The organism is Salinisphaera shabanensis E1L3A (assembly GCF_000215955.2).
GTDB lineage: Bacteria > Pseudomonadota > Gammaproteobacteria > Nevskiales > Salinisphaeraceae > Salinisphaera > Salinisphaera shabanensis.
This window is the reverse complement of record NZ_AFNV02000008.1, coordinates 60,371-73,334: the sequence shown is the minus strand read 5'-3', so window position 1 is coordinate 73,334 and position 12,964 is coordinate 60,371. Positions and strand designations below refer to the sequence as shown.

Genomic DNA, 12,964 nt, shown 5'->3' with positions numbered 1-12,964 from the left:
GCGCTGACCGGGGACACAGGCTTGCTACGCAACGGTGCAGACGCGGCCGCGAATACCTCGCAGCACCGTGATGCAGCCCTAGGTCAGTGCAACCGCCTGGCCATCGCTACGTGCGTCGCTCGCCCCTTCGATCAAACCATCGCTACCAATGGCGATCGCACCGGCCTGGCCAAATACCGCGCTATGACGGGGCAGCCAGGCAACGTCGTGGCCGCGACGGGTCAATTCGGCGGCCGTCGACGGCGACCATCCCGTTTCCAGCTTGAGATTGTCCGGGCCTTGGCCCATATGACGGCCCTGCAGCCAGCGCGGCGCATCGACGGCAGCACCGAGGCTCATGCCTTGTGCGGCGATGCGGTTAAAGATGGCCGATTGCGACTGCGGCTGGCCGTCGCCGCCCATCACCCCATAAATAAGACGCCGGCCATCGTTAAGATCAGCCATCGCCGGATTGAGCGTATGCAGCGGCCGCGCGCCGGAGGCGATGCGGCTCGGGTGGGCGGCGTCGAGCGAAAACGCCGCTCCCCGGTTATGCCACCAGATACCGGTGCCCGGCAGCACGAGGCCACTGCCGAAATCCTGAAATACGCTATGAATGGCACTGACCGCATTGCCGTGGGCATCAATCACGCCGGCCCATACCGTATCGCCGGTGCGCCCAGCGTCGGGAGCGAGCGCGTGGTGTCGGTCGATTTCGCCAGCCAGCGCGTCGAGCGTGGCGTCGTCGAGCAGATGATGGAACTCTGCGCTCACATGGCGTGGATCGCCGCCCAGCCGGTTGCGGCAGGCAAAGGCCCGCTTCGTGGCTTCGACCATGGCATGCACGAGGTCGGCGTCGTCGGTATTGAAGGGCCAGCCGAGCCGGTCGGTGATGCCGAGAATCATCAACGACGCCACGCCCTGGGTCGGCGCACCGACGTTATAAAGCTGGCCGGCACCATGAGACAGCGCGATCGGCTCGGGATACTGGACCCGATAGGCGGCCAGATCCGACGCCCGTAACGGACTATCGGCGGCCGCCAGATCGCGCGCGATAGTCGCCGCCAGATCGCCGCGATAAAAGTCGTCGCAACCCGCTTCGACAACACGTTTCAACGTTTGCGCCAACGCCGGCAGCTTGAGCTGCTGTTCGGCTTGTAGTGGGCTGCGCCGGCCATCCAAGCCGCTATCGGCACCGCCGAACTGCTCGGCAAAACCGTCGATGTCGCCCAATGTGTTCCAGCCCTGGGCACTGGTTTCGGCCAGATGCGGGGCGACCACCGCGCCGCGCTCGGCATAATCGATCGCCGGCGCCAGGAGTCGATCCAGCGGCATCGTCCCGCCCCACTCGGCAGCACGTTCGAGCGCGGCCTGCCAGCCGGCCACGCTGCCCGCCACGGTATTGGCCGCAAGCGGCCCGCGTGCCGGAATCCTGTCGTAGCCATGGTCGGCAAAGAAGCCGCGAGTCGCCAACGCGGCGGCCCCGCCACTGGCATCGATCACGGCCGGTGGCTCGCCCGGCGCTGCGCTGAGCCAGAAACTGTCGCCACCAAGGCCGTTCATATGCGGATAGACGACGGCAAGCACCGCCGCGGCGGCCACGCTGGCTTCGAGCGCGTTGCCGCCTTCGGCCAGCACGTCGGCGCCGGCCTGGCTGGCGCGCGCGTCCGGCGTAACCACCATGCCGCGCCGGCCGTAGGCATGAAAGCGCGCATCGATCGTCATGGGCACACCGGGGTGGCAAAACGCGGTCGCGTTATCGACCCGCGGATTCGATCGCCTCGATAAACGTCGTGGAGGTCGTCGTCGCCCCGAACACGCCGCCCTGCATGCCGATCATGGTGATTGCGGCATCGCGATGCTTGATTTCGGTCGCGCCCGTGCAGTCGGTGAGCAAAAGGCATTCGAAGCCGCGGTCGTTGGCTTCACGCATGGTGGTGTGTACGCACACATCGGTAGTGATGCCGGTCAGCACGATATGGGTGATGCCTTGGGTGCGCAGCACATGCTCCAGATCGGTGGCATAAAACGAGCCTTTGCCCGGCTTGTCGATAATGATCTCGCCTTCGACAGGTGCCAGCTCGGGCACGATCTGCCAGCCGGGCTCGCCGCGCGTGAGAATACGACCGCAAGGGCCGGGGTTGCCGATACCGGGCGATACCTGCTCGCTGCGCCAACGCTTGTTTGCGGGCAGATCCACCAGTTCCGGCCGATGCCCTTCGCGGGTATGAATGACCATCATGTCGGTCGTGCGCACAGCGTCCAGCAGACGCCCGATCGGCGCCACGCAGTCGCGGGTGAGCGCGAGGTCGTAGCCCATCGAATCCACGTAGCCGCCCTTGCCACAGAAATCGACCTGCATATCGATCACCATGACCGCGATCTTCTCGGCGGGCACCTGGCCATCGAACGGCCAATGATACGGTTGTGCGTCTATCGGCAAATCGATCATCGATACTCCTCGGTACAAAAACGTGCGCCCGCTCGCACGCCACTACCGACGCATCGCAAACGGCCACCATCAAAAATTCAACGTTGTATACATGCAATCGACATGCCAGCGACGAGAATGGCACCGGCGTCGCGCAAACGGCCGCCGCTGATGACACCGCCGCGCTAATCGCCGCGCCGAAGCGCCGGCAACACAGCCACATCCAACAAGGGGGCTAGCGGCAACGTGGTCGTCGTGTCCGCCCATGATAACCAGTGCAATTCGGCGATTTCGGCATGGGCGGCGGGCGGCGTCACCAGGGCCGAACGATGTTCGAACACGTGGGCAACGATACGTGTGTCGGCTTCGTTGGCGGCCACACATTCGAATACACCCAATGTCCGGCAAGCCGACGGCTCGATGAGACAGCCGGTCTCCTCACGCGCTTCACGACAGGCCGCAGCCCGCGGCGTTTCGCCGCGCTCGATCTTGCCGCCTGGCAGCATGAACGCCCACGTGTCACGCTTGCGCACCAACAGCAAATGACCTCGGCCATCGAACAGACACAGTGCAGCGACCGTGAGCCAGCGAACCTCGGCGCCGGGCTGGCCTGCGGTTTCTTTCATCAGGCGCTCTGCCCGGCCGTGTCTTTTGCGTGGGCCAGCAGTTCGCCGACCACGCTGACCGCGATCTCGGCGGGCGTATCGCTCTTGATCGGCAGCCCGATCGGACCCGCAATACGGGCAACCCCATCGGCATCGGCGCCCTGCTCGATTAGCGTTGTGCGAATTGCCTGAATCTTCTGGCGGCTGCCCATTACGCCCAGACTGCGGGTCCCGATCGCGGCCAGCGGTCCCAGGGCGGCGATATCCGAGCGTATCGACGACGTCATGACACGCACGACGGTCATCGGCGCATGCCGTAACCGTGCAGCGACGTCCCTGTAATCGGCCACATATTCACCACGTATGCCCTCGATTGCCGTTATACGCTCGGCACGATGATCGAACAGCGTGACGTCATAGCCGACATCACGCGCCAGCCGCGCTACAGCCAGACCACAATGACCGGCGCCGACGATCGCCAGCCGTTGAGCCGCCGGGCTGTGCTCGCGATAACACCAATCGGCGCCATGCCCTTGTTGCAGCCCCTCGTGGCCATCGAGCGTATCGACGAAGCGCACGCCGCACGACTGCACGAGCAACGTGCCGGGCGAGTCGACTGCCTGCGCTTGGGCATGCGCGGCAATAGCTGCGACGTCGCGCGCCGGATCCAGATAGAGCAATAGATTGGTCTGCTCACCGGCACAGATCAGCCCCGAGGCGTCGTCACCTGCATTTTTTCGATGCACCCGTCTTTGCAGCACCGCCACCGGGCCGCGATCGGCCAGGGTGCGACGACTGCGCTCCAACAGATCACGCTCCATGATGCCGCCGCCGATCGTGCCCACAGTCTTGCCGCTATCGTCGCGCATGAGACGGGCGCCGCGGGTGCCGGGCGAGCCGCGGGTATTGGCGACCACCAGGGCCACGAAAACCGCGCGCCCTGCCGCCAGACGCTCGACCACCGTCGGCCAGAACGCGGGCACGCTCATCGGCTAGGTGCGTGTGCGTGCTTGGGGCACGGGCGTGTCGCCGAGCAGCGCATCGATTCGGCCCGAATAGAGCTGCATAAGCGTCTTTTCCGGGGTCATCGGCGCATCGAAGCCAAGTTCGGCATCGGAGTTGAAGGCACGGATCGCCTCGCGCAGCGCAAAATACACGCCGGGCGCATACAGAAATGGCGGCTCGCCCACGGCCTTCGAGGAATACGGGCCAATGCTGTTACCCGGGTCCTCGAGCAGATGGATACGGATATCGTCGGGCACGAGGTAGACACCCGGCACCTTGTAACTGGCATGGGTCGCGGTCGTGCACGCCCCGGTTTCGCGATCGAAGCGCAGGTCTTCGCAGGTCATCCAGCCGATGCCCTGCAACAAACCGCCCTCGATCTGGCCGATATCGACGGCCTCGTTGAGCGGCCGCCCCATATCGTGGGCGACCGAGACACGTTCGATCCTATAGGTGCCGCGCAGACAATCGACTTCGACCTCGAACACCGCCGTGCCGTATACGTGGTACGCAAAGGCCTGGCCCTTCTCCACGGACGGGTCAAAGGCGATACCGGGCGTGGCGTAGAAACCATGATCCGATAGATTGATGCGGTTGAGAAACGCCTGGGCGACGAGATCATCCCAAGCCCAGGCGGCATCAGTGCCGTCTTGCGTGACACGGGCATCGACGATATCTAGCGTATCGACGGCCACGCCGAGCCGATCGGCCGCGAACGCGAGCAAACGATCACGAATCTTTTGTGCGGCCACCAGCACCGCGTTGCCATTGAGATCGGTCGTCGCGCTGGCCGCGGACGGGCCCATGTTCGCCGTACGCAGCGTATTCGTGGATTGCACCGTAATGCGCTCGACCGGCAGCCCGAATGCACGCGCGGCGATCGCCGCCAGCTTGGTCGACAGGCCCTGCCCCATTTCGATGCCGCCGCTGGACAGCGTCACGCTGCCGTCCTGATAGATATGTACCAGCGCCTGGCCTTGGTTGAGCGGAATCTTGGTGAACGACACGCCGTGGCAGATCGGCAGCACTGCCATACCTTTCTTGACCAAGCGATTGTCGGCATTGAAAGCCTCGATATCCGTACGTATGCCGGCCAGGTCGAACTGCATGTCGGCCGCTTCCCAGCAAAGATGCGCATGCTCGTGGCTGACCTGTTGGCCGTAGGGAAACCAGTCGCCGTCGTGCACGAGATTGCGTCGCTTGAGTGTCTCCGGCGCGATGCCCAGCCGTTCGGCCGCATGGTGAATCGCGCACTCGATGACCCACAGCCCCTGTGCCGCCCCAAAACCGCGAAACGCAGTATTGGGCACGATATTCGTACGGCAACAGGCCGCGTGCACGCGAAAGTTCGGGATGCGATACGTATTGCAGCTGGTAAATAACGTGCGCTCGAGCACCGCAGGCGACAGTTCGGTATAACCGCCCGAGTTCTGATAGTGGCGGGCCTCGAAGGCCAGGATATCGCCGTCTGCCGACAAACCCAGCCGATAATCCGAGGAATAGGGATGACGCTTGCCCGTGATGCGCATATCGGTGGCCCGATCGAGCACCAGCTCGGTCGGCCGGCCCGTCAAGCGGGCCGCGACCGCCGCGAGGCTGGCGATCGAGTTGGCGTTGTCTTCCTTGCCACCGAACCCACCGCCCAACCGCACCACATCGATTTCCACCCGATGCAGCGCCACACCCAGGGCGCGAGCGACACACTTCTGCACCATCGTAGGGCCCTGCGTCGACGCCATGACCTGGGCGCCGCCGTCCTCGCGCGGATAGGCCCGGGCGCGCTGGGTTTCCATATACACGTGTTCCTGGCCGGCCAGTTCAGCCGTGCCCTCGACGACCGTGGCGCAGGCGGCCCAGACGGCATCGACATCGCCCTGAGCGAAGGTACGCTCCACGCCGAACAGGTCGCCGCGTGCATGCGCCACGCGCGGATCGGTGACGATCTCGCGGGCTTCGATATCCACCGTGACAAGCGCGGCGGCTCGGCGGGCGCTGGCGGTATCGGTGGCCGCGATCAAGACGATGGGCTGGCCGATATAACGGACCTCGCCGACCGCCAGCAGCGCTTCATCCTGAACCACAGGCCCATGCCAGGGGTCGCCTGGAATATCGTCGGCAGTAAAAACCGCCACGACGTTGTCCGCGGCCTGCGCTGCGCGGGTATCGATCGACCGAATCCGGCCGTGGGCGACCGGCGAGCCGAACACCGCCAGATGCAGCATATTCTCCGGGCGCGGATGATCGTCGACATAGCGCGAGGTGCCACGCACATGAAATTCGGCGTCCAAATGACGGCTCACGAGGCCACCTCCGGCGTCAGCGCTTCCATATCCACCGCATCGCCGAACAGCACTAAGAAATGCGCCAGCACCAGCTGGCGCAACAGCAGCCGCTTGTAGCGCGCACTGCCTTGATAGTCGTCGACCGGGGCGATATCCACGCCGAGGCGATCGAGCGCCCCACCGAGCGTGTCTTGATCGATCGTTCGTTTTTCGAGCCAGGCTTCGACGTTGCGCAGCCGTTGTGGCCGCGCGCCAATACCGGCGGCCGCCAGACGCACGTACTCAATACGGCCCGCGACAACACGACAGGCCATGAACGTATTCACGATCGCCTTGTCGTGATGGCTGCGCTTGGAGACCCGCTCGAAGTTCACCCGGCGCCCGGGGTCGCGGCGCAGATGTAGCGCCGCCACTATTTCGTCGGCCGCCAAATCCACCTGCGTGGCATCGCGATAGAAATCGGCCAGCGCGAGCTCGCGACGACCGGCCGAGCCCACGATCTCCAGCGTGGCGTCGAGGCCCAGCATAATCGTGGCCAGATCGGCGTTGTGCGCACCGGTCACTATGTTGCCGCCGAGCGTGGAACGATTACGAATGGTCTGTGCAGCGACCGGCAACAGATCGCTGGCAACCGTCGGCACAATGGCGGCCATCGCCGGCGACTCCATGAGCTCGCGTGTTGTCGTCATCGCGCCTATACGCAGGCCGTCACCCGTGTCTTGAATGCCATGCAGCACAGGCTCACGCGATAACAAACGCAATCGCTCGGGCGCTGCGGCCTGGGCCGGACCGCGGGTATAGATATCGGTGCTCCCGGCCAGCGGCACCCCCTCGGACACAAGAGCCGGCGCCGGATCGAGCCCCTCGCGCAACGTATCAATGGTATCGAACCACGCCGGCAAAAGATCGGCGGCAACCAACGCCGATCGATTGGCCGGCAGCGACAGCGCACCCAGCGCTTCGGCGATCAAATCGCCCGCGCGCAGCAAGCCGCCGTAGCCGGTACAACGACACAGATGGCCACCGAGTGCACGGCGGATATCGTCACGTGTCGGCATGCGCTGTGCACTCAAGGCCAGTTCGGTGAACGAGACGACGATGCCCGGCGTGCAGTAACCACACTGCGAACCGTAACCATCCACGATCGCGCGCTGGATCGCCGTCATTGCCCCATCGGCGCGGTTGAGCCCTTCGATGGTGATGACATGGCAGCTGGCCACATCGGCCAGGGGTACGAGACAGGCGGTCACGCTACGATAAACCCACACGCCATCGGCACCCGGGCGACCCAACAACACGGCACAGGCGCCGCAGTCGCCCTCGTGGCAGCCTTCCTTGATACCCACAATCCGACGCCGGTCGCGCAGATAATCCAGCAGCGCCAACGTCGGGCCGGCGTGCGCATGTTCGACGTGCGCGTTGAGCAGAAACTCGATCCCAACGCTCATGGCATCGTGTCGCCAGCATCGTTGTGCGGCGCGGCCTTGTACGCAGCCCAACCGTCGTAATGGGAGATATCGGGCCAGCCTTTTTCGTCTATCGTGGCCTGCGGGCACAGCATGGCGGTGATCGTCTCGCCGTTGTCGAGCGCGACGCTCGAACGCACCAGATCGGGCGGCTCGCTGGCCAGCAGTGCGACGAGCTGGGCCTCACTCAGCGCGTAAACCTCGCCGGGAATCGCAATGCCCGTCTCGCCGGCCTGGGCCGGCCGAATCGCCGGATGCCAGCCATCGTTGGCATCGTACAAACGATACAGCGCGGCGGTGCGTACGGCCTTGACGAAGCGCGCTTCGCCCAGCGTGTGATGGTCCGGCTGGCCCGATAGCGCCGAGCCACAAATAAAAAACGCGGTGGTCTTAGCAGTCACCATAAGCTCTCGGTATGGGTCTCAAGAAAAACGGCGTAGCTGTGGGCGAGCGAGATCGATGCCACTCGCCGGCTGGCGCGGCGCCACAGAGGCCGCATCTCAACTGCCCCGGTAGCTGCTGTAGGCAAACGGCGATACGAGCAACGGCACGTGATAGTGCTCGTCGGGCCGGTCCACCGTGAAGCGCACGGGCACGCGATCCAGAAATACCCTGGTGGCGCCGCTGTCGGCGAAATAGGCGCCGACATGAAAAATCAGCTCGTAGCTGCCTGCGATGAAGGCTTCGCCTTCGCACAACGGCCCGTGCGCCCGCCCGTCGTCATTGGTGACGAAATCGGCCAACGGCGCAGCCGCGACGTCGTCGCCCAGTCGCCAGAGCTCGACGCGCAGGCCGGCAGCCGGGCCGCCGCGGGTGGTATCGAGTACGTGTGTGGTCAGCGCCCCCATGGTTCAGCCGTCGTCAGGTGTGACGGTCAACATGATATGCCCATACGGTGGCCGGGGGTCGCAGTAGGTCTTGGCGTGACCGTCGTCGGCCTCGAAAGCGGTATCCCAAAGGCGATTCTGCGCCTCGAAGTGCAACTCGCCCAGCTGTGGATAGCGCGCGAAGATACGCTCGCCCATTGCATGCACGAGATGCTGAATCGACAGACTGTTGAACTCGTGGAACACGACCTGCAGCAGATCTCGCAGCTGCTGCGCATCGACATAGTCACGATGGTCGCTGGCCACCGCATTCGCGGCCTGTCGGTAACGCCAGTAAACGTCGAGATAGATGAACAGCGGTCGGTCGCGACGCTCTGGCAGCGTGGTGTGTTCGTCACGCGGGAAATTCATGAATGAGCTGCCCGTGAGCTTGATCAACTGCATACCCAAACGGCCGCTGCGTTGCGCGGTGATTTCGTGTGCCTGCGCGCCTCGCATCACGGTCATTTCGGCATAGCCGAAGTCGTCGCGACTGCGCGAAAAAAGCCGATCGGACGCCTCTAGCCCACCCTGGCTATCGGGCACCTGGGCGGCCATGAACGGCTGCTCACGCCCGAGGATCTTCATACCCGCCATATCGGCATAGGTATCGAGAAACCGCGTGGCCAGGAAATGCAGCAATCCCTCGATCGTCGCGCCTTCGAACGCCAGCCCCTGCTTGAGGATGAAGTTCTTCATCGTGTCGGTGGCCACGACCGCCTGATTGTCGCCCTTGGTATAAGCGGCTTCGAAATGGTCACCGAGCACATGGACCTCGACGTCCACCGCGAACAAGCGGTTGGCACGACCAGTAAAACCGGACTCGGGAATCGGGGTGATACCGGTCAACGGCGCAGCGTAGCTGCGATACATCGTGACGGCACATTTGCCGTATTCGATATGGGTAATATTCAAAGTGAATCCTCTATCCTGTCGCACAGACGCAAGTACGCGATACGGTGAATTTCAGCCACAGCGGCGGCTTTTTCCTGTGCGAACGTGTGGTTCAGGCGCGCTTCAATATGGGCCACGATCGAAGTCGCGCCATGGCCTTTCACCGCCATGACGAATGGCATATCGAACTTATCTTCGTACGCCTGGTTGAGCCGGGCCAAGACCTCGGCCTGGTGATCGTCCAGCGAGTCGAGGCCAGCGCCGGCTTGCTCACGCCCCGAGTCCGCGCTCAGCGGGGCTGCCCGAAACGCCCCGGCGTTCAATGACGGATGCGCACGAATCAAGGCCAGTCGTGCAGCCTCGTCAGCTCCATCAACCTGTGCGGCCAAGGCCGCATGCAGTGCGGACAACGTGCTGAAAGGCCGCGCCTCGGCGCCTGCGTGGGCGACCCACGGCGAGTTTTCGTAGATATCGCCAAGGGCAGCCTCGAATTCGGATGCCCCTAATCGGTTCAACCGGTCGAGTGTCCACCTCACCGAGGCTGACCTTTCAATCGCAGGCGAACGAAGCTGCCGGTATATATGAGAGCCAATGTGACTACCCTAGATGCATACAACATTGCATCTCAGGCTCGTAGCATCTTCTGTGCCACTCATGCCACGCCATGGGTCCGGCAGCTATAGGCAACAGACGAGCCCGGGCGCACCAACGAAATGCTTAGACGATAGATCGTTGCACTCGATACGGGCAATTGACCCTCCCTCTGCTCGAACATGGCGCACTGGTTGTGGCCGCCGCCATACAGCGCACGTCTGCGAGGTCGCTTCTACTATGGTGGCCTAGCCGTTGCATACAACGACCTCCGTGCTCGCCCATTTAAATGACTCTGGAGTTATTCACGCCATGACGACATCAACCCGGACCACTGTCCACCGTATAGCGACCGATTCTCCCGCTGACACCCGCGGCCTGGTTCAACTCATCGAATCCAACGCCCTCGATCCCGCGACCGTTGTCGCGGTGTTCGGCAAAACCGAAGGCAACGGCTGCGTCAACGATTTCACCCGCGGCTATGCCACGGAGCGCCTGCAGAATCTGTTTGCATCGCATATCGGCAGCGATGCAGCGCGACGCATCGCAATGGTTATGTCCGGCGGTACCGAAGGGGTTATCAGCCCACACCTCACCGTCATTTGCCGCGAGCGGAGTGCGCAACCCAGCGCCGTGGACACCCAGGCACTCGCCGTCGGCGTCGCACGAACGCCCGAGCTGGCAGCACACGACATCGGCCGACGTGCCCAGATCCAGGCCGTGGCCACTGCCACGGCGCAGGCGCTGCAGCAGGCGGGTATCGACGACCCCGATGATGTGCACTACGTGCAGGTCAAATGCCCGTTGCTAACCAGCCAGAAAATCCGTGAAGCCCAGACGACCGGTCACGCAGTGGCAACCACGGATACCTACAAATCGATGGGCTATTCTCGCGGCGCCAGTGCGCTCGGCGTGGCAGTCGCGCTCGGCGAGATCGAAGCCGAACGGGCGCAGGACGAAACCGTCCTCGAGGACATGAACTGCTTCAGCGCGGTGGCTTCTGCCTCGGCCGGCAGCGAACTCGACTATTGCGAGGTAATCGTCATTGGCAACACGCTTTCCGCGAGCGGCGATCTGTATGCCCGCCATGCGGTCATGCAGGACGCAATCGATGCCGAGGCGGTACGACAGGCACTGGCCGCCGATGCGCCCGGGGATCGCGTCGTTCAGCTGTTCGCAAAAGCCGAAGCCGACCCATCGGGCGAAATCCGCGGTCGCCGGCATACGATGATCAACGACTCGGATATCAATCACACCCGTCACGCACGCGCAGTGGTGGGCGGTGTGATTGCGGCCCTGGCCGGCGACCCGACGGTGTATGTCTCCGGTGGCGCCGAGCATCAGGGCCCGAGCGGCGGCGGGGTCATCGCGGCCATCCTCTCGCGCGGCTAGACCTCGGCAAGCCGAGGCTGCATGCAGCGTCCGCGGCGAGCGTTATGCGATGGCTGTCTGTAACACCTTGGCCGCCGCAGTGTGGTCGTGGATGAGATGGCCGATATCCATACCCGGAATCGCGCCGTCTTCTACCACCCAACGCCCCGCCACCATCACGCGATCCGCACGGTGTGCACCGCACAGCACGATCGCGGCCAGCGGATCGCCGTGGCCGGAGAAACGCAGTTCGTCGAGCTTGAACAGGGCCAGGTCGGCCTGTTTGCCGACTTCGATCGAACCCAGGTCATTGGCACGACCCAGGCATTTCGCCGAGCCGAGCGTGGCCCAGCGTAGGGCATCGGCATGGGTCACGGTCTGAGCGTCGGTGGCCAGACGTTGCAGGAAAAACGCCTGACGCACCTCCTGCATCAGGTTCGAGCAATCGTTCGAGGCAGAGCCGTCCACGCCGAGGCCGATCGAGCAGCCAGCGCGCTCCAGGTCGGTGGCGCGACAGGTGCCCGACGCCAGAATCATGTTCGAACTCGGACAATGGGCAATGCCCACACCTGCCTTACCCAGCTTGGCTATTTCGTGATCGTCGAAATGGATGCCGTGGCCCAGCCAGACGTCGTTGGCCAACCATTCGACGTCTTCCATATAGTCGGCCGAGCGGCAGCCGTAGTGCTCGACGCAGTAATCGACCTCGCCGGTGGTCTCGGCCATATGGGTATGCAATAGCGCACCGTGGCGGCGGGCCAGGCGCGCGCTTTCACGCATAAGTTCCTGGGTACAGGACAGCAGCGTGCAGGGGGCGAGCGCGATCTGCAGCATCGCGCCGTCGCCGGTCTCGTGATAGGTGTTCAGTATCCGCTCGGACTCGAGCAGGATATGTTCAGTCGGTTGGACCACGCTTTCGGGTTGCACATCACCTGGGCGACCGGCCTGATCCATCGAGCCGCGCGTGAGCACTGCGCGTAAACCCAGTGCACGAGCTTCCTCGGCCTCGATATCCACGGCCTTGTCATCCAGCCCCTTCGGATAGAGGTAGTGATGATCCATCACCGTCGTACAACCCGATAGCAACAGTTCGGCCATGGCGACCCGTACAGCCAGACGCATCATTTCCGGCGTCAAGTGCTTCCAGAAAGGGAACAGCGAGCCCAGCCACGGATAGAGCTCCTTGTTCAGCGCCGGCGGAAAGGCCCGTGTGAGCGTTTGGAAGAAATGGTGATGGGTATTAATCATTCCGGGAATCACAACGTGTTCACCGGCGTCGTAGACACTGTCTACATGAGCCTGCGGCGTCTGGCCGCTGGGTACGAGTTCGACTATACGCGCGCCATCGACAACGATACCGCCGCCTGCGTTCTCGGCCAGAATGGATAACGGATTCTTGATCCAGATCGACATGACTTTCCTTGAATGCGCACCGCGCAGGCGATGCGATAATGAAATGACGCAAAACGGCCGC

General features: G+C 63.5%; 12 protein-coding genes. 1 reads left to right on the top strand and 11 read right to left on the bottom strand.

Going from position 1 to position 12,964, the window contains the following annotated elements; translation table 11 throughout:
• Positions 1-78 precede the first annotated feature (78 nt).
• The 10 genes from SSPSH_RS06525 to uraD form a co-directional block, all read right to left on the bottom strand.
• Positions 79-1,704, bottom strand: a complete 1,626-nt coding sequence (locus SSPSH_RS06525) for a gamma-glutamyltransferase family protein (protein WP_006912881.1) — start codon at positions 1,702-1,704, stop codon at positions 79-81.
• Between the two features lie 31 nt (positions 1,705-1,735).
• Positions 1,736-2,431, bottom strand: coding sequence for a biuret amidohydrolase (gene biuH / locus SSPSH_RS06520; RefSeq protein WP_006912880.1), 696 nt, complete (start codon positions 2,429-2,431; stop codon positions 1,736-1,738).
• A 164-nt stretch (positions 2,432-2,595) separates the two neighbouring features.
• Positions 2,596-3,036 (bottom strand): NUDIX hydrolase, encoded by a 441-nt coding sequence (locus SSPSH_RS06515; protein ID WP_006912879.1) that lies wholly within the window; start codon positions 3,034-3,036, stop codon positions 2,596-2,598.
• Entirely contained in the window at positions 3,036-4,004 is a 969-nt protein-coding gene (locus tag SSPSH_RS06510) for an XdhC family protein (RefSeq protein ID WP_006912878.1), read from the bottom strand. The genes SSPSH_RS06515 and SSPSH_RS06510 overlap by 1 nt, the downstream gene beginning before the upstream one ends.
• Before the next feature lie 3 nt (positions 4,005-4,007).
• Positions 4,008-6,320 carry a molybdopterin cofactor-binding domain-containing protein gene (locus tag SSPSH_RS06505; RefSeq protein ID WP_006912877.1) on the bottom strand — a complete coding sequence of 771 codons (2,313 nt, stop codon included), beginning with the start codon at positions 6,318-6,320 and terminating at the stop codon, positions 4,008-4,010.
• Positions 6,317-7,750: an FAD binding domain-containing protein gene (locus tag SSPSH_RS06500; protein ID WP_006912876.1), complete on the bottom strand. Its 1,434-nt coding sequence runs from the start codon at positions 7,748-7,750 to the stop codon at positions 6,317-6,319. Before SSPSH_RS06500 ends, SSPSH_RS06505 begins: the two co-directional genes overlap by 4 nt.
• The gene (locus SSPSH_RS06495; RefSeq protein ID WP_006912875.1) at positions 7,747-8,172 is read right to left on the bottom strand and encodes an allophanate hydrolase-related protein; all 426 of its coding nucleotides are present in this window, start codon (positions 8,170-8,172) and stop codon (positions 7,747-7,749) included. Before SSPSH_RS06495 ends, SSPSH_RS06500 begins: the two co-directional genes overlap by 4 nt.
• A 96-nt stretch (positions 8,173-8,268) precedes the next feature.
• On the bottom strand, positions 8,269-8,616 hold the full coding sequence (gene uraH / locus SSPSH_RS06490) for a hydroxyisourate hydrolase (protein ID WP_006912874.1): 348 nt from the start codon (positions 8,614-8,616) through the stop codon (positions 8,269-8,271).
• A gap of 3 nt (positions 8,617-8,619) precedes the next feature.
• Positions 8,620-9,549: a factor-independent urate hydroxylase gene (gene pucL / locus SSPSH_RS06485; protein WP_006912873.1), complete on the bottom strand. Its 930-nt coding sequence runs from the start codon at positions 9,547-9,549 to the stop codon at positions 8,620-8,622.
• Complete coding sequence (uraD, locus tag SSPSH_RS06480) at positions 9,546-10,043, bottom strand: 2-oxo-4-hydroxy-4-carboxy-5-ureidoimidazoline decarboxylase (protein WP_161627811.1); 498 nt, start codon at positions 10,041-10,043, stop codon at positions 9,546-9,548. Before uraD ends, pucL begins: the two co-directional genes overlap by 4 nt.
• Before the next feature lie 388 nt (positions 10,044-10,431).
• Between uraD and atzD the strand changes: the two genes are divergently transcribed.
• Positions 10,432-11,511 (top strand): cyanuric acid amidohydrolase, encoded by a 1,080-nt coding sequence (gene atzD / locus SSPSH_RS06475; protein WP_006912871.1) that lies wholly within the window; start codon positions 10,432-10,434, stop codon positions 11,509-11,511.
• A gap of 42 nt (positions 11,512-11,553) precedes the next feature.
• On the opposite strand, the gene SSPSH_RS06470 is transcribed toward atzD, so the two are convergent.
• A complete protein-coding gene (locus SSPSH_RS06470; protein WP_006912870.1) occupies positions 11,554-12,903 on the bottom strand; it encodes an 8-oxoguanine deaminase in 1,350 nt (449 codons plus the stop codon).
• Between the last annotated feature and the right edge of the window lie 61 nt (positions 12,904-12,964).

Bases quoted from the DNA above. Each gene is read 5' to 3' on its own strand.
- SSPSH_RS06495 (WP_006912875.1), bottom strand. From the start codon at position 8,172: ATGGTGACTGCTAAGACCACCGCGTTTTTTATTTGTGGCTCGGCGCTA.
- atzD (WP_006912871.1), top strand. From the start codon at position 10,432: ATGACGACATCAACCCGGACCACTGTCCACCGTATAGCGACCGATTCT.
- uraH (WP_006912874.1), bottom strand. From the start codon at position 8,616: ATGGGGGCGCTGACCACACACGTACTCGATACCACCCGCGGCGGCCCG.
- SSPSH_RS06500 (WP_006912876.1), bottom strand. From the start codon at position 7,750: ATGAGCGTTGGGATCGAGTTTCTGCTCAACGCGCACGTCGAACATGCG.
- SSPSH_RS06525 (WP_006912881.1), bottom strand. From the start codon at position 1,704: ATGACGATCGATGCGCGCTTTCATGCCTACGGCCGGCGCGGCATGGTG.
- SSPSH_RS06510 (WP_006912878.1), bottom strand. From the start codon at position 4,004: ATGAGCGTGCCCGCGTTCTGGCCGACGGTGGTCGAGCGTCTGGCGGCA.
- SSPSH_RS06515 (WP_006912879.1), bottom strand. From the start codon at position 3,036: ATGAAAGAAACCGCAGGCCAGCCCGGCGCCGAGGTTCGCTGGCTCACG.
- biuH (WP_006912880.1), bottom strand. From the start codon at position 2,431: ATGATCGATTTGCCGATAGACGCACAACCGTATCATTGGCCGTTCGAT.
- SSPSH_RS06470 (WP_006912870.1), bottom strand. From the start codon at position 12,903: ATGTCGATCTGGATCAAGAATCCGTTATCCATTCTGGCCGAGAACGCA.